A 20751-nucleotide genomic window follows, 5' to 3' on the forward strand; every position below is an offset into this window, starting at 1 on the left:
TCGTCCACCGTGTAGCGCAGCGGCGGTCCTCACGAACAAAGCCGCCTAGCGGAATATATTCGCTTGACGGCCCTGCCGAGTGTGGGCCTGGACTCCTGGGGAAATTGTCCGGTGGCCACGGGACCGCCGCCCCTCAGGTTCTGCAACTGACGCACCGCGGCCGGACGGCAGCAAGCTCTTGGCTCTCGCGAACGAATACATTTGTTGCCAAGCAGCACTGATCGGATTTCGCCAAAAACCGTGATTCTGGCGGAAGGGGTGGGATTCGAACCCACGGTACCCTTGCAGGCACGCCGGTTTTCAAGACCGGTGCCTTAAACCACTCGGCCACCCTTCCAGCTCAAGAATTTCAGTCGCTTAGCGTAGGGCTGGCTCGAACGCAATGCGAACGTGGCCCCGATTTGCACCCATCCTGTCATTTCGGAAGAAACCCAGCGGCCGCTGCCGGAATTAGTTCGGGCGCTTGTTTAGCCGAACGCAACAGCAAGCAGGCTTGAGCACAGCAGCACGAAGCTGGCCGTCGCCAGAGCAAGAAATCCGTTGGAGACAATGTCGTGGTTGCGCATTGATACACCTACCACATCCGATGCTCGTCCGAATTTATTAAAGCTTCCGAATCCCGGTCGAAACCACGGAATCATTTCTGTCCGAAGCCGGCGGTTACCCGAACCGGCCGCCGCTCACGCCTCAAGCTCTGGAACGATAGCCTTCAAACGCATGGGCAAGGAAAATGCCTGCGCTCACCAGGCCCATCACTGCTGTAACTGTCTCGATCATCGCACAAATCCTTTGCGCCCCTGCAACGCACAGAACGACTGCATCGTTGCACAGTCAAAAAGATTCACAGGCGGAAATCGCAGATCGGCCGTGAGTGATGATTTACTGCAACAGATTGCTGAAAGCGGCAGAAGGGACGGTGCGGGCGGGCCGTCTTTTGCCTGATATCGATAGTGCACGCCCGCAAATCGCCGGATACGCAAAGCAACCATTGATTCACCACGCAGGAGCAGACCCCATTTCCGCCGTGTTCCGGTTGCGATATCTTCACGACAGGATGCGGAGGTGGGCCGCATCGTGGGGTAAGGCCGCAGCGCTTCAACGTAGGCACGCGGCCGCTGGAAAATGGTAGTTGGGGTGATGGGGATTCGACGGCCAAAAACGATCGTCCTGGCGGCGCGTGGGACCGTTGCCGTGGCAACGTGCCTTCTCCTTGCCAACTGCGCCTCATCCGGCAAATTCGCCAGCCGCGTCGATCCCAAATATGGCGTCTCCTCGAGCCCCCGCGTGGTGGGGTTCGGAGAGCCTGTGCCGAAGGGTGGGGGGACCTATCGCATCGGCAAGCCCTATACCGTCGCAGGCCGGGTTTACGTGCCGGAAGAGGATCCGAACTACCGCGCCGAGGGCATGGCTTCCTGGTATGGCGACGACTTCCACGGCCGGCTGACCGCCAATGGCGAGGTTTTTGACATGACCTCGCTAACCGCTGCCCATCCGACCCTGCCGATCCCGAGCTACGCCCGCGTCACCAATACCCGGAACGGCAAGTCGCTGATCGTGCGGGTCAACGACCGCGGCCCCTACCATGGCAATCGCCTCATCGACGTCTCGAACAAGGCGGCCGAACTGCTTGAATTCAAAGCAAATGGCGTCGCTCGTGTGCGGGTTGAATATGTCGGCCGGGCGCCACTTGAAGGTTCCGACGACCGCCAGCTCCTCGCCACCCTCCGGACCGGCGAGCCCGCGCCGTCCCCGTCCACGGTCCGCGTCGCTTCGGCCCGGCCGTTCGTTCCCGAAATCTCTTCGTCCGCGGGCCGAATCCGGGGCGAGGTTCCGATGCCGGAGGGGCGGCCCTATAGCCTCGGCAATACCTCGGCCGACTACGCCTCGATCAACGCGACCTCGGAAATGTCAGCCTCCAGCCGATCGCGCGGTCGCGCCGCGGAAAACCCGCGCGCCGTATCCTACGAGAATGATGCGAGCTATGCGGCTCCCAGCCTGGCCTACCTGCCGGTCGATCCGCGGGGGCCAAGCGCGGTGCTTAGCGGCCGCGGGCTGTACTAACCCTTCAGGAACGCGACCAGGGCGGCGTTGACCTCATCGGGCCGCTCCTGCTGAATCCAGTGACCGGCCCCATCCAGAATGAGCTTCTGCCGCAAATTCGGCAGCACGCGCTCCATCTCGTTGACCAGCTTGGCGCCGATCAACCCGGTAATGACGCCATCCTTCGATCCCGCGATGAACAGGGACGGCTGGTGGATTTGCGCGCCCTGCCACGGGGCGGTCAGCTCCCAATTGCGGTCAATGTTGCGATACCAGTTGAGTCCGCCGCGGAAGCCTGACTGTCGGTAGATCTCCGCGAAATAGGCGAGGTCGGCCTCGGTCAGCCAGTTCGGCAACGGCCGATTCGGATCGGCGCCGGCGAGGAATCCCTTTCCCTCCTGAACATATTGATGGGCCGCCGGATCGGAGAAGCCGCGCCCGGCCAGCACGATTCGCATCGTTGCAGCCACGTCGCGCTCGAACTCGGCCTCGGCCACGCCAGGTGGCTGAAAATACTGCCAGTAGAAATTGGTGATGCCGTTGTTCCGCAAGGTTTCGAGCGGAAGACCGCGTCCGCGGGAAGGGGGCGGCACGCTCAGGCCGGCAACCTTGGCGAAGATATCGGGGCGGAACATGGCGGCGTGCCAGGCGACCGGCGCACCCCAATCATGGCCGACAATGACCGCTTGCTTTTCGCCAAGCGCCGCCACCAGCGCGACCATGTCGCCAACAGTGTGGAAGATGGTGTAGGCGCCGACATCGGCTGGCGCGCTGCTCCGGCCGAACCCGCGCATATCGGGGGCGACGACATGGAAACCGGCTTCCGCGATGGCTCCGATCTGGTGCCGCCAGGAGTAGGACAGTTCGGGCCAGCCATGGCAGAGCAGCACCAGCGGACCCTGGCCCTGTTCAACAACAAAGAACTCCAGCCCGTTGGCGGAAATGGTGCGTGAGGATGGCATCGCGTTTCCGCCCTGTTTTTCGTATCTTGTCGGGAAAATGCAGCACCGCCACGATACGTTCCTTCGTTCGGTGCCGCAATCCGGTCGACACGGCGGCAAGTCCAAAAGGCAAGTCCAAAACCTGTGTTGTTTGCGATACTTCCAACTGTTAGAACGCACGGATTCAGGACATCGCCGATGGCAGCAGAGACCTCCGTTTCCCGCAAACCCGACGCCGCGGCCATTATCCCGTGGCGCAGCCTGATGGCCGCTGTCCTCGCGCTCGCGGTCGGCTGGAGCGGGATTGTTTACGCCGCCAACAACAGCGTGCAGGGCGCGCCGAAGAAGGAAGATGGCGGCTTTGACGGCGACGCGCCGACCGCGATCCTCATCGAGGCTTCCAGCGGCAGCGTGCTGTTCGAAAAGAACGCCGACGAATTGCGGGCACCGTCCAGCATGATGAAGCTGATGACGGTCGAAGTGGTCTTCAACGCCATCAGGGAAGGCAAGATCAAGCCGACGGACGAATACCGGATCAGCGAGAACGCCTGGCGCAGGGGCGGTGCGCCGGCCGGCGGCTCGACCATGTTTGCCATCCTCAACAGCAAGGTGTCGGTGGACGACCTGTTGAAGGGCGCGATCATCCAGAGCGGCAATGATTCCTGCATTGCCCTTGCCGAAGGCATGGCCGGCAATGAGCGGATCTTTGCCGCCGACTTCATGACCAAGCGGGCCCGCGAGCTCGGCCTGACGAAATCCACATTCGGCAATTCCAACGGCTTGCCCGATCCCGCCAACAGGATGACGGTTCGGGAACTGGCAAAGCTCGCCCGTCACCTGATCCTGACCTATCCCGACATGTACAAATTGTTCGGCGAGCGGGAGTTCACCTGGAACAAGATCCGGCAACAGAACCGCAATCCGCTGCTGAACTCGCTCAATGGCGCCGACGGGTTGAAGACCGGTTACACCAAAGAGGGTGGCTACGGCATGGTTGGCTCCGCCGTGCAGAACGACACGCGGCTGATCGTCGTGATCAACGGGCTCGAGGATCCCGACGATCGCGCCTCCGAGGCCAAGAAGATGCTGGAATGGGGTTTTCGCAATTTCGAGACCCGCACGCTGTTCGCGGCCAACCAGCCCGTCGGCTACGCCAAGGTGTTTGGCGGCGAAAGCCGTTCGGTGAAGCTTGCAAGCCCCGAGCCGATCAAGGTGATGGTGCCGAAGAACGGCAGCGAGAAACTGATCGCGCGCATCGTCTACAGCGGTCCGGTGCGGGCACCGGTGCAGGCCGGCCAGCCGGTCGGTGTCGTCAAGGTTTGGCGCGGTGCCAATATCGCCGTGGAGGCGCCGATCTTTGCCGCGGAATCGATCGGCACCGGCTCGACCATGCGCCGCGCGATCGACGGCGCCAGCGAGCTCGTCATCGGCATGTTCCGCGCGAGCGCAGAGAAGCTCTGAACATGAACCAGGCAACGCTGCAGCGGCCCTCCGGACGCGGGAAGTTCATCACGTTTGAAGGCGGCGAGGGCTCCGGAAAGTCCACGCAGATCAAGAAGCTCGCCGAGCGTCTTGCGGCCGCAAAGCTGCGCGCCATTGTTACCCGCGAGCCGGGTGGCTCGCCGGGCGCGGAAATCATGCGGCATCTCGTGCTGTCGGGAATCGGCAAGCTGCTCGGACCGGATGCCGAGACGTTATTGTTCGCGGCCGCCCGCGACGATCATGTTCGTACCGTCATCCAGCCTGCGCTCGGCCAGGGAACATGGGTGCTGTGCGACCGCTTCGCGGATTCGACCCGCGCTTATCAGGGCAGTCTGGGGCGGGTCTCGCCGATCGTGCTCAACGCCATGCAGCGCGTCACCATCGGCGATCTCAAGCCGGACCTGACCATCATTCTGGATATTCCCGTGGAAGTCGGCTTGCAGCGGGCCGCGGCGCGCCGCGGCAGCGGCGTGCCGGATCGGTTCGAGGCGGAAGATCTGCAGTTTCACCAGGATCTGCGCGACGCCTACCGGAAGATCGCCGCCGAAGATCCGCAGCGCTGCGTGCTGATCGATGCCAATGCCGATGCCGACACGGTCGCGGCCCGCGTCTGGACTGCACTGCGCGATCACGTGTTGGCAGTCCCGAGCCCGGCGGGTACGGCATGAGCGCACGCAAGACCGAGCAGGAGGTGGCGGTCCGGCATCCCCGCGAAACGGCCGATCTGTTCGGCCACCGCGAGGCGGAGATGGCATTGCTCAATGCCTATCGCAGTGGGCGCATTCCGCATGCCTGGCTGATCGGCGGTCCGCAGGGCATCGGCAAGGCGACGCTGGCCTATCGCACGGCCCGCTTCGTGCTCGCGAATTCCAATCCCATGGCGCCGTCGGTGCAGCGCGCCGAGACGCTTGCGCTTGATTCGAATGATCCCGTCGCGCGCCAGGTCACCGCCGGCGCGCATGGCGGGCTGTTGGTGTTGGAACGCGGCCTCAACGATCGCGGCGTGATGCGGACCGTGATTACCGTCGACGAGACGCGGGAGACGATTTCGTTCTTCGGCTCGACGGCGGCGGTCGACGGCTGGCGGGTCTGCATCGTCGACACCGTCGATGAACTCAATCCGAACGCCGCCAACGCGCTGCTCAAGATCCTCGAGGAGCCGCCGCAACGATCGTTATTCCTGCTCGTCAGCCATTCGCCGGCGCGGGCGCTACCGACGATCCTGTCCCGCTGCCGCAAGCTGCCGCTGAGACCGCTCGCGACCGACGACGTCATTCGCGCGGCGTCGCGGGCCACTGACATCGCACCCGATGATCCGGCGCTGTCGGAGGCTGCCGATGCCGCGGAGGGAAGCGTGTCCCGCGCGCTGACGCTGCTCGGCGGTGACGCGCTGAAGCTGCAACAGCGGACCGCAGCGCTGCTGGCGACGCTGCCGCAGGTCGATCCGCGCGAGCTGCATGCGCTTGGTGATGCGCTGGGCACCAGCGATCGGGTGGCGCTGGCAGCGTTCATCGACGGCATCGATCGCTGGATCTCTGAAAAGCTGCGCACTGGCGACGCCAACGCGAATCTGCCCCGCCTTGCACGGCTGGCTGAGGTATGGGAAAAGATCGTCCGCGCCGCGCGCGACACCGAATCCTACAATTTGGAGCGAAAACCGCTGGTTTTCTCGGTGTTCGGGATGCTCGCGGAAGCGACGCGGTAACGCTCCGCCTGACAATAATCTCGACAATCGTTGTGTTGAACTAAAGGAATTCGTGGTGGCGAAGGCTGGAAAGAAAGCTTCGAAAAAGCGCAAGGCGAAGAAGACTCGTAAAGCGCTGCCCGCCCGCGCCGGCAAGAAGGCCGCGGCGAAAAAGCGCGCCGCCAAGAAAGGGGCGACCAAGAGCAAGCGCGTCGTGAAGAAAGCCGGCAAGGCTTCGAAGAAGGCTGCAAGGAAAGCCGCGCCGAAGTCACCCAGAAAGGCTGCGAAGAAGGCAGCCAAGAAATCCGTCAAGAAATCAGCGAAGAAATCAGCGAACAAGACCACGAAGACGCGCGCGGTAACTTCGCAAGAAACGAACCCTGTCGTACCGGCGGCCCCTGTAGCTCAACGCGCAAAGCGAACCACGCCGCGCGCGAAGCCGGCTGCCGCCGTCCAGCCGGCGGCGGCTGCCGAGCGCAACACCTATTTCATCACGACCGCGATCGCCTATCCCAATGGCATTCCGCATATCGGCCACGCCTATGAAGCGATCGCGACCGATGCGCTGGCGCGGTTTCAGCGGCTCAACGGCAAGGACGTCTTTTTCCTGACCGGCACTGACGAGCACGGCCTGAAGATGGTGCAGACGGCCGAGAGCGAAGGCATGGGCGTCGCTGACCTCGCCGCGCGCAATGCCGGCCGGTTCAGGGAGATGGACGAACGTCTGAACGTATCGTTCGACCGTTTCATCCGCACCACGGAGCCTGACCATCATCGCTCGGTCCAGGTGATCTGGAACCGGATGCAGCAGAACGGCGACATCTATATCGACACCTATGCCGGCTGGTATTCGGTGCGCGACGAAGCCTATTACGCCGAGGAGGAAACCGTCCTCGGCGAGGACAATGTGCGCCGCGGCCCGCAGGGCTCGCCGGTCGAGTGGGTCGAGGAGAAGAGCTACTTCTTCAAACTGTCGGCCTATCAGGACCGCCTGCTCGCACTTTACGAGAGCCAGCCTGATTTCATCGGGCCGGATTCCCGCCGCAACGAAGTCATCAGCTTCGTGAAGGGCGGCCTGAAGGACCTGTCAATCTCGCGCACGACGTTCGACTGGGGCGTCAAGGTGCCCAACGACCCCGAACACGTGATGTATGTCTGGGTCGATGCGCTGACCAACTACATCACCGGCGTCGGCTTCCCCGACGAGAGCGATCCGAACTGGCGCTACTGGCCTGCGGACGTGCACGTCATCGGCAAGGACATCATCCGCTTCCACGCGGTGTACTGGCCGGCGTTCCTGATGTCGGCCGGCATTCCCGTGCAGAAGCGGGTCTATGCCCACGGCTTCCTGTTCAGCAGGGGCGAGAAGATGTCGAAGTCGGTCGGCAACGTCGTCGATCCCTTCAATCTGGCCGATCAATATGGTGTCGACCAGATGCGCTACTTCTTCTTGCGCGAGGTGCCGTTCGGGCAGGACGGCAACTACAACCATGAAGCCATCGTCGCGCGCATCAATGCCGACCTCGCCAACGATCTCGGCAACCTGGCGCAGCGCTCGCTGTCGATGATCGCAAAGCAACTCGGCGGCGTGCTGCCGGAGCCCGGCGAGTTCACCGACAATGACAAGGAGATCCTGGCGGAGGCAGATGCCATGCTGGGGGCGTCGCGAACCGCGATGGCGACGCAACAGATCCATCAATGGCTGAATACGGTGTGGTCTGTGGTCGCGGAAGCCAACCGCTATTTCGCGGGCGAGGCGCCGTGGGCGCTGGCAAAAACCGATCCCGCGCGGCAGAAAACCGTGTTGTACGTGACGGCGGAGGTCGTGCGGCAGGTCGCCATCCTGACCCAGCCGGTGATGCCGGATGCCTCGAGCAAGCTGCTCGACAGTCTCGGCATTCCCGACGAAAAGGGGGCGCGCGATTTCGCAGCGCTCGCCACGCGGATCAAGGCTGGCACGACCCTGCCGGCGCCGGTCGGCGTATTTCCGCGCTACGTCGAACCAAAGGCGGATTGAGCCGTTTGCAAGCCATGCTCGTCGACAGCCACTGCCACCTCGACTTTCCGGATTTTGCCGAAGATCTCGACGCTATCGTTGCGCGCGCCGAGACCGCCGGAATCGGCCGTATCGTCACGATCTCGACTCGGGTCAAGCGGCTCGGCGGGCTGCTGGCGATCGCCGAGCGGTTTCCCAATGTCTATTGCTCGGTCGGCACCCATCCGCATCAGGCCGATGAGGAAGATGGCATTCCCGCCAGCGAACTGATCGAACTGACCAAGCACCCGAAGGTCGTGGCGCTGGGCGAGGCGGGGCTGGATTATTTCTACCAGCACGGCTCGCGCGAGGCGCAGGAGCGCGGCTTTCGCGCGCATATCGCGGCGGCGCGAGCGACAGGGTTGCCGCTGGTGATCCATACCCGCGAGGCGGATGACGATTGCGGCCGCATTCTCGAAGACGAAATCGCCAAGGGACCGTTTCGCGCGGTGCTGCATTGCTACACCGGCGGACGCGAACTCGCGATGAAGGCGATTGCGCTGGGACTATCGATCTCGTTCACGGGCATCCTGACGTTCAAGAAGTCCGAAGCGTTGCGCGAACTCGCCGCCGAGCTCCCGGCCGACCGCATCATGGTCGAAACCGACTCGCCGTATCTGGCGCCCGGCAAGTTTCGCGGCAAGCGCAACGAGCCATCCTACGTTGTTGAAGTGGCAAAAGTGCTGGCTGAAACGCGCGGCGTCTCGCTGGAAGAGATATCGCGGCTGACGACGGAAAACTTCTTCCGGCTATTCTCAAAAGTGCCGGCACAGAAGGCTGCCGCATGACGGTGACGCTGACGATTCTCGGCTGCGGCTCCTCGGCCGGCGTGCCCCGCCCGGCGCTCGGCTGGGGCGCCTGCGATCCCAATAATCCAAAAAACCGCCGACGCCGCTGCTCGCTGCTGGTCGAGCGCAACGGCACGCACGGCACCACGCGGATCGTGATCGATACCTCGCCCGACCTGCGCGAGCAGTTGATCGACGCCAATGTCGACCACATCGACGCGGTGTTCCTGACGCATGAGCACGCCGACCAGACCCACGGCATCGACGATCTGCGTTCGGTCGTGCTGCATCAGCGCCGGCGCATTCCCGTTTATTTCAACCAGTCGACCGCCAAAGACATGATGGCGCGGTTCTCCTATTGCTTCATCGCGCCCGAGGGCAGCGACTATCCGCCGATTCTGACGCGCCATTCGATCGAAGCGGGCGAGAGTCATGAGACCGAAGGGAAGGGCGGGCCGGTGAAACTCTCCGCTTTCCTGGTTCACCACGGCAAGATTCCCGCGCTGGGTTTCCGCGTCGGGGCCGCCGCCTACACGCCAGACCTCCACGACATTCCCGAGGAAAGCTGGCCGGCGCTGGAGAACCTCGACCTCTGGATCGTCGACGGGCTGCGCTATGCCGGCCATCCCAGCCATTTCAGCGTCAACGACGCGCTGTCATGGATCGAGCGCTTCAAGCCGAAGCGCGCCGTTATCACCAACATGCATTCCGACCTCGATTACGAGGTGCTGCGCCAGAGCCTGCCGCCGGGAGTGATTCCGGCCTATGATGGGCTGCGGCTGACGCTGGACGGCGCAGGCTGAGCCTGCGTCGCAAATCCGATCGGAGCGCGGAGTAACGTCAATGATTGGCCTGTTCTTTGAGGTCCAGACAAGACCCGGGCACCGCGATCAATATCTCGATCTTGCGGCCTCGCTGAAGCCAGATCTTGAGGCGATGGGCGGCTGCCTCTTCATCGATCGCTTCAGGAGTCTGACGCGGGAGAACCTGTTGCTGTCCTACCAGATCTGGCAGGACGAGGGAGCTTTAACGGCTTGGCGGGCCCACGCGCGCCACCATGATGTACAGACCATTGGCCGCGAAAGAGTCTTTTCGGACTATCGCATCCGCGTCGCCCAGGTGATTCACGAAGCAAGGCCCGGACAACCGATCTGGCAACCCGAGCGGCGCACGCCCTATAACGATCCGACAAGGCGCAAGCCAACATATGTTCTGGCCTCGGAATCGAAGAATGCCACGTTGCCGGCAGAAACCACATGGCGCCGTGATGCCTTCACAAGCGTCTATCGTGACGGGCACTTTGCACACCTGATCGATTTGCCGGACGATCGAGCCGGCATCGAATTCGGCTCGCGCCTGTTTGCCGATCCGACAACCCAGTATTTTCGCGTCTTCGAAGTGATGCGCGACTACGGGATGTACGAACGGACCGAAGCGCCGCAATACTATCCGCCGGTCACGCTTCGCTCGCAATAACGGTCACGCCGAAATCGCCTTCGCCGAATCCACCTGGTTGCGCAGCATGAACTTCTGGATCTTGCCGGTCGACGTCTTCGGGATAACGCCGAACACCACCGCCTTCGGCGTCTTGAAGCCCGACATGTGGCTGCGGCAGAAGGCGATGATCTCGGCTTCCGTCGCCTTGGCGCCCTCCTTCAATTCGACGAAGGCGCAGGGCACTTCGCCCCATTTGGAATCGGGTTTTGCGACGACCGCCGCGAACAGTACGGCGGGATGCTTGTAGAGGACGTCCTCGACCTCGACGGAGGAGATGTTCTCGCCGCCTGATATGATGATGTCCTTGGAGCGGTCCTTGATGATGACATAGCCGTGCTCGTCCAGCACGCCGAGGTCGCCGGTGTGAAACCAGCCGCCGGCGAAGGCCTCCTTGGTGGCCGCCTCGTTTTTCAGATAGCCCTTCATCACGATATTGCCGCGGAACATCACCTCGCCGATGGTTTCCCCATCGCGCGGCACCTCCTGCATGGTTTCGGGGTCGAGCACGGTGACGGCTTCTTCGAGCGGGTAGGGCACGCCCTGCCGGCGCTTCATCTGGGCGCGCTGGTCGGCAGGCAGTTCATCCCAGCCCGGCTGCTCGGCGCAGACGGAGGCGGGGCCATAGACCTCGGTCAGGCCGTAGACATGCGTCAGCTTGATGCCGATGCTCTCGGCACCCTCGAGCACGGCGACCGGCGGTGCGGCGCCTGCGATCAATCCGACCACGGGGCGCGCGGCTTTTCCCTTCGGCGCGCCGGGCGCGTTGATCAGCGTGTTGTAGACGATCGGCGCGCCGCACATGTGGGTGACGCCGTGTTTCGGGATCAGCTCAAAGATTTTTGCCGGATCGACCTTGCGCAGGCAGACATTGATGCCGGCCGAGGCCGCGACCGTCCATGGAAAGCACCAGCCGTTGCAGTGGAACATCGGCAGCGTCCACAGATACACCGGATGCTGGCCGAGATTGCCGGCGAGGATATTGCTGACGGCATTGAGATAGGCGCCGCGGTGATGGGTCACGACGCCTTTCGGGTTGCCCGTGGTGCCCGAAGTATAGCTGAGGGCAATCGCGTCCCATTCGTCGGCCGGCAGCCTTGCGACAAAGCAGGGATCGCCTTGGGCGACGGCCGCCTCGTACTCGATCTCTCCAATCCGCTTGCCGCCTGCAAAAGCTGCGTCATCGACATCGACGACGAGGGGGTTTGGGCCCTTCATCAACGTCAGCGCTTCCGCGATCACGCCGGAGAATTCGGGATCGACCAGGATGATCTTTGCGCCGCCATGGTCGAGCTGGAAGGCGATCGAGGGCGCATCGAGCCGGATATTCAGCGCGTTCAGCACGGCCCCTGCCATCGGCACGGCGAAATGCACCTCGTTCATGGCCGGGATATTCGGCAGCATTGCCGCGACCGTATCGCCGCTGCCGATACCGCGGCCGGCGAGCCACGACGCAAAACGCCGGCAGCGTTGATAGGTCTCGGCCCACGTAAAACTGCGGCCTTCATAGACCGTGCTGACGTGATCGGGATAGACGGCGGCGCTGCGCGCGAGGAAGCTGAGCGGCGTCAATGGCACGTAATTCGCCGGCGTCTTGTCCAATCCGATTGAGTACTGATTCTGGGCTGCGCTCATCGGCTTTGTCCCATCTGCGTAATTGACTCTACAAGAACCCGATGGAAATCCACGGGAAGATCGCCACGATAATCAGGCCGACCAGCAGCGCCAAGAGGTAGCCCCAGATCGGCCGGATACCCTCGGCCGGATCGACGCGCCCGATGGCGCAAGCCGCATAATAGCCTACTCCAAAGGGCGGCGCGAATAGCCCGATACCCATCGCGAGGATAACGATCATCGCATAATGGACCTCGTGGACGCCCACGGCGCGGGCGATCGGAAACAATAGCGGCCCGAACAGCACGATCGCCGGAATGCCCTCGAGCACGCTGCCCAGGATCACGAAGGCCACGATCGACACCGCGATGAACGTCGTCGAGCCGCCGGGCAGGCCGGTCATGGCGGCCGCCAGCGTCCGCGAAAAGCCTGATTGCGTGAGGCCCCAGGCCATGCCGGTGGCGCAGCCGATGATCAGCAAGATCGCGCCCGACAGGCACGCGGTCTCGACCAGCATGGGCATGATCCGCCGCCAGTCGAAATTGCGGTAGATCAAGAGCCCGTAAATCAGGAAACCGACGATGAAGGCATAGACGATGCCGATGGTGGAAACCTCGGTCGCGGTCGCGATACCTTCCACCACCGCGTAGCGGATCACGAACGGCAGCGCGATGGCGGGCAGGGCGATGGCAAACGCGCGGGCGACCTCGCCGGCGCTCGCCCGCGTGACATGGCGCAGATCCTCATTCCGGTACCGCCACCACACCAGCGCCGACAGCGTGATCGCCAGCACCAGGCCCGGCAACAGGCCGCCGGTGAACAGCGCCGCGATCGATACGCCGGTGACGGAGCCAATGGTGATCAGCACCAGGCTCGGCGGGATGGTTTCGGTCTGTGCGCCGGTCGCGGCGAGCAGGGCGACCAGATCGCCCGGCTTGGCGCCCCGCGCCTTCATTTCCGGAAACAGCACCGGCGCCACGGCAGCCATGTCGGCGGCCTTCGAGCCGGAGATGCCCGACACCAGATACATCGCGCCGACCAGCACGTAATGCAGGCCGCCGCGGACATGGCCCAGAAGGCTAGCCAGAAACGCCACCATGGCGCGCGCCATGCCGGTCATCTCGATCAGCAGGCCCAGGAAGACGAACAACGGCACCGACAGCAGGATCAGGTGGCTCATGCCCTCGTCCATGCGGCCGACCAGCACCATCAGCGGCGTGCCCGTGGTCAGCGCCAGATAGCCGTAGGTCGCAAGCCCGAAGCCGAACGCAATCGGCACGCCGGCGAACACGCAGAAGCCGGCGACGCCGACAAAGAAGATGATCAGATTGAGATTGCCGAGCGGCTTGAGCGAGCCCCTGAGCAGCCAGAAGATCGCGATGACAAGTGCGACCGACAGGATCGCAGCGACCATGGTTCGACCATTGCCTGATCGGGCCAGCCGCAGGAAGGCAAACAGCGCCATCAGCGCGATGCCGACCGGCAGCGCCCCGGCACGCCAGATATTGCTGATCTGCAGCGCCGGCGTGGTGATGTAGCTTTCCTCGTAGGCATATTCGTAAGCCGGCCAGGCAATCAGGACGAGAAACGCCAGTGCGGCTACGGTCGCCACCAGGTCGAGATAAGCGCGCATGGCGGGTTTTGCGCTGGCGACCACCGCCGTCATCCGCATGTGCTCGGCGCGGCGGAATGCGACCGCAGCACCCAGCATGGCCAGCCACAGGAACAGGATCGAGGCCAGCTCGTCCGACCAGATCAGCGGCCGGTGCAGCGCATAGCGCGCCACCACGCCGGCAAACAGAATCACGATCTCGGCTATGACCAGCAGCGCCGCCGGGATTTCGACCAGCATTCCCAAGGTGTGTTCGATCGACGCCGGCAGCGAACGGCGGCGAGGGGGCTGACCCACCTCACCGCCGACAGCTTCGGTCATTCCGGCATGAGCCATGATGGCCTTCAGATGCTTAGGACAACTTGCCCACGGACTTTTCGAGCAGTTCCCAGGCCTGGTCGCCGTATTTGCCTTTCCATTCCGCGTAGAAGCCGGCAGAGCGCAGCTTGTCGCGGAACGGCGTCACGTTGGGCTGGTTGAACGTGAGGCCCTTGCCGGCCAGTTCCTGCTGCAGCCCGGCATTCAGCTTGGCGACGTCCTCGCGCTCCTTGACGGCCGCCGCGTTGATGTTCTTGGCGACGATCGTCCTGACATCCTCAGGCAGCTTTTCCCAGGCGCGGCGGTTCGCCAGGAACCAGAAGCCGTCCCACATATGGTTGGTCAGCGAACAGAATTTCTGCACTTCATACAGCTTCGCCGTCGAGATGATCGCCAGCGGATTTTCCTGACCCTCGACGATCTTGGTCTGCAGTGCGGAGTAAACTTCGCTGAAATTGATCGAGGCGGGCGCTGCATCGAATGCCTTGAACATCGACGTCCAGAGCGGCGACACCGGCACCCGGATCTTGAAACCCTTGAGGTCCTCAGGGCCGTTGATCGGCTTGGTCGACGACGTGGTCTGGCGGAAGCCGTTGTCCCAGATCTTGTCCATCACCACGAGGTTCGCCTTGGTGATCTCGCCACGAATATGGGCCCCTAGACCGCCGTCCATGGCCTTCCAGACCGTATCGTAGTCCGGGAACGCAAAGCCGATGCCGCTGATCGACGCCGCCGGTACCAGCGTGGCCAGGATCAGACCCGACAGCGTGAAGAACTCGACGCCGCCGGAACGGATCTGGCTCAGCATGTCGGTGTCGGAACCGAGCTGATTGTTCGGAAAAATCTGCAGGTCGAACCGGCCATTGGTCTCGGCCTTGATCGCCGCTGCCATTTCCTTGGCGCGGGCGTTCATGGGATGGCCGTCAGGAAGATTATTGGCGTACTTATAGGTAAATTCGGCGGTCTGGGCCCGCGCTACCAGCGGCGCGCCGATGCCGCTCAAAACCGCTGACGCAGCGGATGCCTTGAGAAGCGTGCGTCGTGAAAAACTCATTGGGTTCTCCCTTGAGGGTTATTGTTCTTGCTATGACCCGATGTCGCGAGTCATCCACATACTCGCGCGCTTATTGCAGCGTCCGCACGCGGCGGCAACACAGGCTTTGTCGGAGCAGGATTGTTTTGGCCAAACGAAGCGCTGTACAGTCGCCATGCTGGCTCGGCTTGCTAGGATATCCGGCTAAATCTTTGATCTAATTGTAGATATTGATATTCCATAATATACCTTATGCGAATTACAGATATTCGGCTTGGGATCTCGTTTTCCGTCGTTTCTGGATTTACGGCGCCCTGTGCACTTCAGGTCCAGGAATTTCGCAGCCGGAACGAGATCTAATGTGCTCGACGTTAGACTGAGGGAACTCAACGCGGAAGCAGCGGACCGAGAGGTCCCAGCTCGATATTCAGGTCCTCGGCGGCGAGCCCGAAGTGCTCCCGCAGGCGCGATATGCGGTTGTCTAGAAGCATCAGCGTCATGCCGACGCGCTCCTCCTCCGCTTCGGTCAAGCCGCCCTCGTCGACACGACGAAGCGCCTGTCGCTCCACGAGCTGACGCAGCAACTCCACGACGGTGAGCACCAGGCGGGCCAGATCTCGTTCGACCGTGTCAGGCGCCATCGAAATGCGCTGGCGCGGCCCCGGCTCATGTCCAGCGACGCCGGCGCTCACTGGTCTCGCTCCGCTGCGCCAGATCGCGTGGTCCGGCCGAGCGACGTGATCAGAGCGCGAAGCGAGATCTGCACCATGTCGATGTCGGCGATCGCCAGCGTGATGTCTCCGGCCAGCACGATGCCACCCGCCAGGAGCCGGTCGAGCAGGTCGACTAGTGCGACCTCTCGGTCCGGGAACGCGGCGGGGCTCACGTGCGCTCCTCGCTGTCGGCGAACGAATAGGGCGGCCAGGGGCCCGTGATCTCGAGCGTCACGTGCGGGTTTTCGGCGCCCAGCCGCTGTGCACGGGCGGCGAGTTCTTCGGCGCGCCCGGCATCCACCAGGTAGGCTGCGTTGAATACATTTTCGCCTGGGGCAGCGGACAGCTCGGCGCTCTGCGTTCGGTGTTGGCGGCGATCGACGGCAAGCCCGGCGAGAACGGCGTCCATCTGCTCGGCCGCAGTGGTTGCGCGCCGCCACGCGTGCTGGCGCCGATCGCGCTGCTCGCGGCGGTTGCGCAGATAGTCCCTGCCCGCGCGCGCCGATCCGGACCCGTCGGTTTTCTCAGCCACGGACATGGCGCCGGCAGATGCGCCCGCGTGCTGCACGTAGATCTTCACCCCCACCTCCACGCGGCCCGCGAATCGATCCAGCGTCTCGCGGAAGCGCCGGTACTCCCGGCGTAGCAACTGCGCAACGCGGTCGTCGGTGCGGTGAACGGTCGCGAGGCGGAACGGCAGCGTTGGTGTGCACGCGGCAACCGCCGCCACGACCCTGTGGTGCGCGCGTGCGATCACCTCTAGCTCCGCCAGCGTCTCCAGCCTGGCTCGCAGCGCGGTCTCGTCGGCGTCGGCAGGTGCAAGCGGACTGACCACGGCGACCAGATCTTGGTGGCGGACCAGGTGGATCGCGGCGCCGTCGACGCCGACGAGACCGGCCGCCTGGGTTGGATTGAACGGGCGCGCGACCGCGTATGTATAGCTCGCCGTGCTCATCGCCGTGCCTCCAGAGTGGCGGTTTGCAGCGCCCTGACCTGCTTACGCAACCGCGCGTTCTCGGCCGCGAGCTGCCGCGGCCGAGGCTGGGAAAGCGCCGGATCGTGCTCCCACCAGTCGATCCCCATCGCCTTGGCCTTGTCCACCGACGCGACCAACAGCCGGAGCTTGATGGTTAGAAGCTCGATGTCGAGCAGGTTGATCTTGATGTCGCCGGCGATGATCAGCCCCTTGTCCAGAACCCGCTCCAGAATGTCGGCCAGGTTCGGCGAAGCACCCTGGCGTCCGTGCCACTCCATCATGCGATCAGATTCAATCATGCGATCATTCCTCGCTTTCGTCCCTCGTCCAGCCGGTCGAGGATCTCGTCCTCGCGTCGATCGAATTCCTCGGCATCGATCAACCCTTCATCCAGTTGCCGCGAAAGCTCGGCCAGCTCGCGCCGGATGGCTGCCGGGCCGCAATGCTGTTCGGCAGCGGCGTCGACGACCCGGTCGATGGTCCACAGCGCGAAGCGGGCCGGCGCGAGCGGCAGCAACAAGACATGCGACAGGAGTCCCACCGCCACGGCCCCTCACACGTCCGCTTCGTTGCCGACGAAGCTGTAAGGCGGCAAGGGCCCGTACAACTCGACGCTTGCGTAGCCGGGCAGCTCGCGGCGCAGCGGCGACAGGGCACCGTCGAAGTCCGCCCGGGCGCCGGACGCCACCAGGAACGATACGTTGACGAAGCAACCGTCGACCGGCGGGCCCCGACGTATCTGCGCGGCATGTGGTTGCAGGCGGGCGATGACCTGGCCTGCGTCACGCGCGCGCCGCTCCGCAACGGCGGCGGCCACGTGCTCGCCGAACGCCACCTTGTCCTGGTGGCGGCCGCCGTCTGCGGCGCGAAGTGCGTGATTCCGCGCACGTAACTCGTCGTTCTGAAGCAAGAGGTCGCGGAGAAGGGCTTCCTCCGCATGAATGCCTTTGACGTTGAGCTCGACATGGCCATCGATCCGGGACAGCAGGTCGCTATAGCGACGCGCCCCCGATCGAAGCTCCGTCTGCACGGCCTCGTCGTCGGGCGCGACCATCCCGAACCGCATCGGCAGCACGGTGCCGGCTGCATAGATTCGTCCGATGACCGCATCGTGCTTCACCAGATCGCGCCGCTTCGCGCGCAAGTTCTCCGGCGCGTCGCTAACCACCGCGACGAGATCCTGCTCGCGCACGAGCCGGAGGGCGGGAGCGTGCTCCCCGACCCCCACCGCCCCTTCGAGCGGTAGTGGGTGGGAGGCACGCGTGAAACAGTAGACGTAGCTGCTCATCAGTCATCCTTTCCGTTGCGTCAGCCGATTTCCGTGCGCGCCCGGCCGGGTAGCTCGAGCGGCAGCGCGTTGTCGGGCAGCGAGCGGCCGATCCGGGGGCTGCTGCCGGTGAGATCGAGGCGGCCACACATCTCGGCGAAGCGCAGGTAAGCATCGACGCCGGCCACGACGACCCGCGCATCGATGGTGACCACCTCGAGGCCGATCACCGACACACGCACGAACACGTCGATGACCAGCCCGCGGTCCAGGATCAATTCAACGACTTTGTACAGCTCGCCCGACAATCTGCCACCGTTCGCTTGAGGCGTTTGAGTCATTGCTATTCCAGTCATACGGTTTGCTCCTTCCGGAAAACACGATCTGTCCTTCCGGAAACTGATACGCGCATAGCTTCGCAATGGTTTCAAAACGAGGACGTAAGCCGCGTCGCCTCGCGCTGCCGCATCCGCTCGCCGCCAATTTTTCACTGTCAGCGCAAAGGGTTTCCGTGGGGCCTTTCTGCCGAGGCAGGCATAACGCGGCGCCGCCCGCCGGGCTGCCAAAATTGGACTCGAAGGGATCGAGATCCACGGAGCGCATGGTCATCTGCTCCATCAGTTCCCTCGCCCATCGCCAATTACCGTAGTCAGTCGCGTACGGTTTTAATCGTAAGTTCAAAGATCATGTCGCAGCCAAACTTCCAATCGGGGCGTCGCGCCTTGGCGCTCTCAGGTGGACTCCGATGCAACCAGGAAAATCGGCGGTTTGACTCGAATGGAACCAGAGTGGACTCGAATGCAGCGGCGAAACAGCCGGTGAACATCTCCGTTTTTTGCTGCCGAGGCTCAGATCCAAACAGAAACGACCCGGCATTCCCCAATCTGCATTGGAGCTCGCCGATTTCATCGCTGGTAGGAACCCTGGTTTCCCGCCCACAATGCAGCGTCCAAGCGGCGCCTGGGTTCGAAGCCGCTGCTACGGGAGGCATGTCATGCAAGAACACATCAGCCGTCCAAACAAACCTAGCGCCATTCCATTCGATACCGCCAAGCTCGACTTGCTGATGGAAGCGGCTGGCCTCGACATCCTGGTCGCAACCTCGAAGCACAATGTCCAGTACCTGCTCGGCGCCGAACGCGCGATCTTCTTCGATTACATGGACGCGCTCGGGGTCAGCCGTTACTTGCCAGTCGTGATCTATCCGAAAGGCGCGCCTGACAAGGCGGCCTATATCGGTCACCGGTTGGAGGCCCACCAGCGGGCCGTCGCGCCGCTGTGGGTTCCGCAGGTTCGCACCGAAGGAAACGGATCGGTGGATGCCATTTCGACAGCGGCCGGCCTGATCAAGGACGCCGGCGTGCCGATGAAGCGGATCGGCGTCGAGATGCCGTTCCTGCCGATGGATGCCGGCAGGGCTCTTTCGGACGCCCTGCCCGATAGCGAGATCAAGGATGCGCTGTTGGTGCTCGAGCGCCTGCGTGCCGTGAAGTCGCCGGCGGAATTGGTCAAGCTAAAGAAGGCATCGGAATTGGTGATCCAATCCATGGTCGAGGTCATCGAGAACCATGGCGTGGGCACCACCAAGCAGCAGCTTTCCGATGCGCTGAAGATTGCGGAGGTGAAGCGCGGATTGACGTTCGAGTATTGCCTGCTGGCTTGCGGCTCCAGCCACAACCGGGCGCCGTCCGCCCAGCGCTGGGAGAATGGTGACGTGCTGTCGCTGGATTCCGGCGGCAACTATCACGGCTATATCGGCGACCTCGCGCGGATGGCGGTGCTGGGCGAACCGGACAGCGAGCTCAAGGACCTGCTGGCCGAAATCGAAGCCATCCAGCGCGCCGCGTTCGCTGCAGTTCGGCCGGGTGCCATGGGCGGTGAAATCTATGTCGCAGCCGAGAGGGAGCTGGCACGGTCCAGCCAGCGCGCCTGCACCGACTTTCTTGCTCACGGCATGGGGCTGGTCAGCCATGAGGCCCCTCGCCTGACGGCCAAGGGTCCCATTCCCTACGATGACCCGGACGCGCGCCGGCCCTTGGAGCCCGGCATGGTGGTGTCGATCGAGACGACGATGAAACACCCGCGCCGCGGCTTCATCAAACTGGAGGACACGGTGGCAGTGACGGCAACAGGTTACGAGATATTTGGCGAAGGCAGCCGCGGCTGGAACATCGGCGGCAGTGCACCGGCGCAGTGAGGCCGTTCGGCATCAAGGCGCCGCCACAAGGCAAATCAGGTTTTCTCTACCGCGCCGCCCGCCTCCAGCCAGCCCTTGAAGCCGCCGAGATTGCGCACGTTGGAATAACCCATTTCCTTGAGGGTCTTGCCGACGAGCGCTGAGCGGCCACCTGAAGCGCAATACGCGATCACGGTCTTGGCGCGGTCGAAGGCCGCGTCGTGCATCGCCGAGGCCGGATCGGCCCGGAACTCAACAAGTCCGCGCGGCACGGCAAGAGCGCCCGGCACCTTGCCCGAAGTTGCCACCTCCGCCGGCTCCCGAACGTCAAGGAACAGCACGTCAGCCCTCCCCAGCAATCCCTTGGCTTCATCTGGACTGATACGCGGCACTTCGGCATCGGCTTCAGCCAGCATTGCCTGGACTGTTTTCATTTCTGTTCCCTCCCTGGACGCGTAATGCGAAGTCAATCGCGACCGCACAATTGCGGCCACGGAATATAGCCTTTTGGATTGGATTTCGTTCGACCGAAATCCTTGAGGAGTCCGCCATTTTTTCGTGACACCGCTGCGGCGCGA

At 63.3% G+C, this 20751-nt stretch carries 23 protein-coding genes and 1 tRNA gene; 10 read left to right on the top strand and 14 right to left on the bottom strand.

The window, feature by feature from the left end; genetic code table 11:
- Nucleotides 1–247: 247 nt before the first annotated feature.
- Nucleotides 248–337, bottom strand: a tRNA-Ser gene (locus V1288_RS27680).
- An 800-nt stretch (nucleotides 338–1137) separates the two neighbouring features.
- Between V1288_RS27680 and V1288_RS27685 the strand changes: the two genes are divergently transcribed.
- Nucleotides 1138–2061: a septal ring lytic transglycosylase RlpA family protein gene (locus V1288_RS27685; protein ID WP_334360042.1), complete on the top strand. Its 924-nt coding sequence runs from the start codon at nucleotides 1138–1140 to the stop codon at nucleotides 2059–2061.
- On the opposite strand, the gene V1288_RS27690 is transcribed toward V1288_RS27685, so the two are convergent.
- Nucleotides 2058–3002, bottom strand: coding sequence for an alpha/beta fold hydrolase (locus V1288_RS27690; protein WP_334360043.1), 945 nt, complete (start codon nucleotides 3000–3002; stop codon nucleotides 2058–2060). The two genes, V1288_RS27685 and V1288_RS27690, sit on opposite strands and share 4 nt — an antisense overlap.
- 177 nt (nucleotides 3003–3179) lie before the next feature.
- Here V1288_RS27690 and V1288_RS27695 point away from each other — a divergent pair, with 177 nt between their 5' ends.
- From V1288_RS27695 to V1288_RS27725, 7 genes are read left to right on the top strand one after another with little or no spacing between them, the layout of a single operon-like run.
- Nucleotides 3180–4442, top strand: coding sequence for a D-alanyl-D-alanine carboxypeptidase family protein (locus V1288_RS27695; RefSeq protein ID WP_334360044.1), 1263 nt, complete (start codon nucleotides 3180–3182; stop codon nucleotides 4440–4442).
- A gap of 2 nt (nucleotides 4443–4444) precedes the next feature.
- Nucleotides 4445–5131: a dTMP kinase gene (gene tmk / locus V1288_RS27700; RefSeq protein WP_334360045.1), complete on the top strand. Its 687-nt coding sequence runs from the start codon at nucleotides 4445–4447 to the stop codon at nucleotides 5129–5131.
- The gene (locus V1288_RS27705) at nucleotides 5128–6168 is read left to right on the top strand and encodes a DNA polymerase III subunit delta' (RefSeq protein ID WP_334360046.1); all 1041 of its coding nucleotides are present in this window, start codon (nucleotides 5128–5130) and stop codon (nucleotides 6166–6168) included. Before tmk ends, V1288_RS27705 begins: the two co-directional genes overlap by 4 nt.
- A 55-nt stretch (nucleotides 6169–6223) precedes the next feature.
- Nucleotides 6224–8164 (top strand): methionine--tRNA ligase, encoded by a 1941-nt coding sequence (gene metG / locus V1288_RS27710; RefSeq protein ID WP_334360047.1) that lies wholly within the window; start codon nucleotides 6224–6226, stop codon nucleotides 8162–8164.
- A gap of 14 nt (nucleotides 8165–8178) precedes the next feature.
- The gene (locus tag V1288_RS27715) at nucleotides 8179–8970 is read left to right on the top strand and encodes a TatD family hydrolase (RefSeq protein ID WP_334361418.1); all 792 of its coding nucleotides are present in this window, start codon (nucleotides 8179–8181) and stop codon (nucleotides 8968–8970) included.
- Nucleotides 8967–9773, top strand: a complete 807-nt coding sequence (locus V1288_RS27720; protein ID WP_334360048.1) for an MBL fold metallo-hydrolase — start codon at nucleotides 8967–8969, stop codon at nucleotides 9771–9773. Before V1288_RS27715 ends, V1288_RS27720 begins: the two co-directional genes overlap by 4 nt.
- Before the next feature lie 40 nt (nucleotides 9774–9813).
- Complete coding sequence (locus tag V1288_RS27725) at nucleotides 9814–10446, top strand: antibiotic biosynthesis monooxygenase family protein (protein WP_334360049.1); 633 nt, start codon at nucleotides 9814–9816, stop codon at nucleotides 10444–10446.
- 3 nt (nucleotides 10447–10449) lie between these two features.
- Here the strand turns inward: V1288_RS27725 and V1288_RS27730 are convergent, their stop codons facing one another.
- The 11 genes from V1288_RS27730 to V1288_RS34155 all read right to left on the bottom strand — a co-directional run bounded on the left by V1288_RS27730 (nucleotide 10450) and on the right by V1288_RS34155 (nucleotide 18615).
- A complete protein-coding gene (locus tag V1288_RS27730; RefSeq protein ID WP_334360050.1) occupies nucleotides 10450–12099 on the bottom strand; it encodes an acyl-CoA synthetase in 1650 nt (549 codons plus the stop codon).
- A gap of 28 nt (nucleotides 12100–12127) precedes the next feature.
- Entirely contained in the window at nucleotides 12128–14026 is a 1899-nt protein-coding gene (locus V1288_RS27735) for a TRAP transporter large permease (protein ID WP_334360051.1), read from the bottom strand.
- A gap of 16 nt (nucleotides 14027–14042) precedes the next feature.
- Nucleotides 14043–15062, bottom strand: coding sequence for a TRAP transporter substrate-binding protein (locus V1288_RS27740; protein WP_334360052.1), 1020 nt, complete (start codon nucleotides 15060–15062; stop codon nucleotides 14043–14045).
- 365 nt (nucleotides 15063–15427) lie between these two features.
- The gene (locus V1288_RS27745) at nucleotides 15428–15733 is read right to left on the bottom strand and encodes a gas vesicle protein K (RefSeq protein ID WP_334360053.1); all 306 of its coding nucleotides are present in this window, start codon (nucleotides 15731–15733) and stop codon (nucleotides 15428–15430) included.
- Nucleotides 15730–15927 carry a gas vesicle protein gene (locus tag V1288_RS27750; RefSeq protein WP_334360054.1) on the bottom strand — a complete coding sequence of 66 codons (198 nt, stop codon included), beginning with the start codon at nucleotides 15925–15927 and terminating at the stop codon, nucleotides 15730–15732. Before V1288_RS27750 ends, V1288_RS27745 begins: the two co-directional genes overlap by 4 nt.
- Complete coding sequence (locus V1288_RS27755) at nucleotides 15924–16709, bottom strand: GvpL/GvpF family gas vesicle protein (RefSeq protein WP_334360055.1); 786 nt, start codon at nucleotides 16707–16709, stop codon at nucleotides 15924–15926. The genes V1288_RS27750 and V1288_RS27755 overlap by 4 nt, the downstream gene beginning before the upstream one ends.
- Nucleotides 16706–17029, bottom strand: coding sequence for a gas vesicle protein (locus V1288_RS27760; RefSeq protein ID WP_334360056.1), 324 nt, complete (start codon nucleotides 17027–17029; stop codon nucleotides 16706–16708). The genes V1288_RS27755 and V1288_RS27760 overlap by 4 nt, the downstream gene beginning before the upstream one ends.
- A complete protein-coding gene (locus V1288_RS27765; protein WP_334360057.1) occupies nucleotides 17026–17250 on the bottom strand; it encodes a gas vesicle protein GvpG in 225 nt (74 codons plus the stop codon). Before V1288_RS27765 ends, V1288_RS27760 begins: the two co-directional genes overlap by 4 nt.
- 33 nt (nucleotides 17251–17283) lie before the next feature.
- The gene (locus V1288_RS27770) at nucleotides 17284–18018 is read right to left on the bottom strand and encodes a GvpL/GvpF family gas vesicle protein (RefSeq protein WP_334360058.1); all 735 of its coding nucleotides are present in this window, start codon (nucleotides 18016–18018) and stop codon (nucleotides 17284–17286) included.
- A 20-nt stretch (nucleotides 18019–18038) separates the two neighbouring features.
- Complete coding sequence (gene gvpJ / locus V1288_RS34150; RefSeq protein WP_442893861.1) at nucleotides 18039–18305, bottom strand: gas vesicle protein GvpJ; 267 nt, start codon at nucleotides 18303–18305, stop codon at nucleotides 18039–18041.
- Complete coding sequence (locus tag V1288_RS34155) at nucleotides 18277–18615, bottom strand: hypothetical protein (RefSeq protein WP_442893862.1); 339 nt, start codon at nucleotides 18613–18615, stop codon at nucleotides 18277–18279. Before V1288_RS34155 ends, gvpJ begins: the two co-directional genes overlap by 29 nt.
- Between V1288_RS34155 and V1288_RS34160 the strand changes: the two genes are divergently transcribed.
- Together V1288_RS34160 and V1288_RS27785 are read left to right on the top strand one after the other, a co-directional pair.
- On the top strand, nucleotides 18580–18666 hold the full coding sequence (locus tag V1288_RS34160; RefSeq protein ID WP_442893993.1) for a hypothetical protein: 87 nt from the start codon (nucleotides 18580–18582) through the stop codon (nucleotides 18664–18666). The two genes, V1288_RS34155 and V1288_RS34160, sit on opposite strands and share 36 nt — an antisense overlap.
- 325 nt (nucleotides 18667–18991) lie before the next feature.
- Nucleotides 18992–20194, top strand: coding sequence for a Xaa-Pro peptidase family protein (locus tag V1288_RS27785; RefSeq protein ID WP_334360059.1), 1203 nt, complete (start codon nucleotides 18992–18994; stop codon nucleotides 20192–20194).
- 35 nt (nucleotides 20195–20229) lie between these two features.
- On the opposite strand, the gene V1288_RS27790 is transcribed toward V1288_RS27785, so the two are convergent.
- Nucleotides 20230–20607 (bottom strand): rhodanese-like domain-containing protein, encoded by a 378-nt coding sequence (locus V1288_RS27790; RefSeq protein ID WP_334360060.1) that lies wholly within the window; start codon nucleotides 20605–20607, stop codon nucleotides 20230–20232.
- Nucleotides 20608–20751 lie beyond the last annotated feature (144 nt).

The sequence above is a fragment of the Bradyrhizobium sp. AZCC 2176 genome (assembly GCF_036924645.1).
Taxonomy (GTDB): Bacteria; Pseudomonadota; Alphaproteobacteria; order Rhizobiales; family Xanthobacteraceae; genus Bradyrhizobium.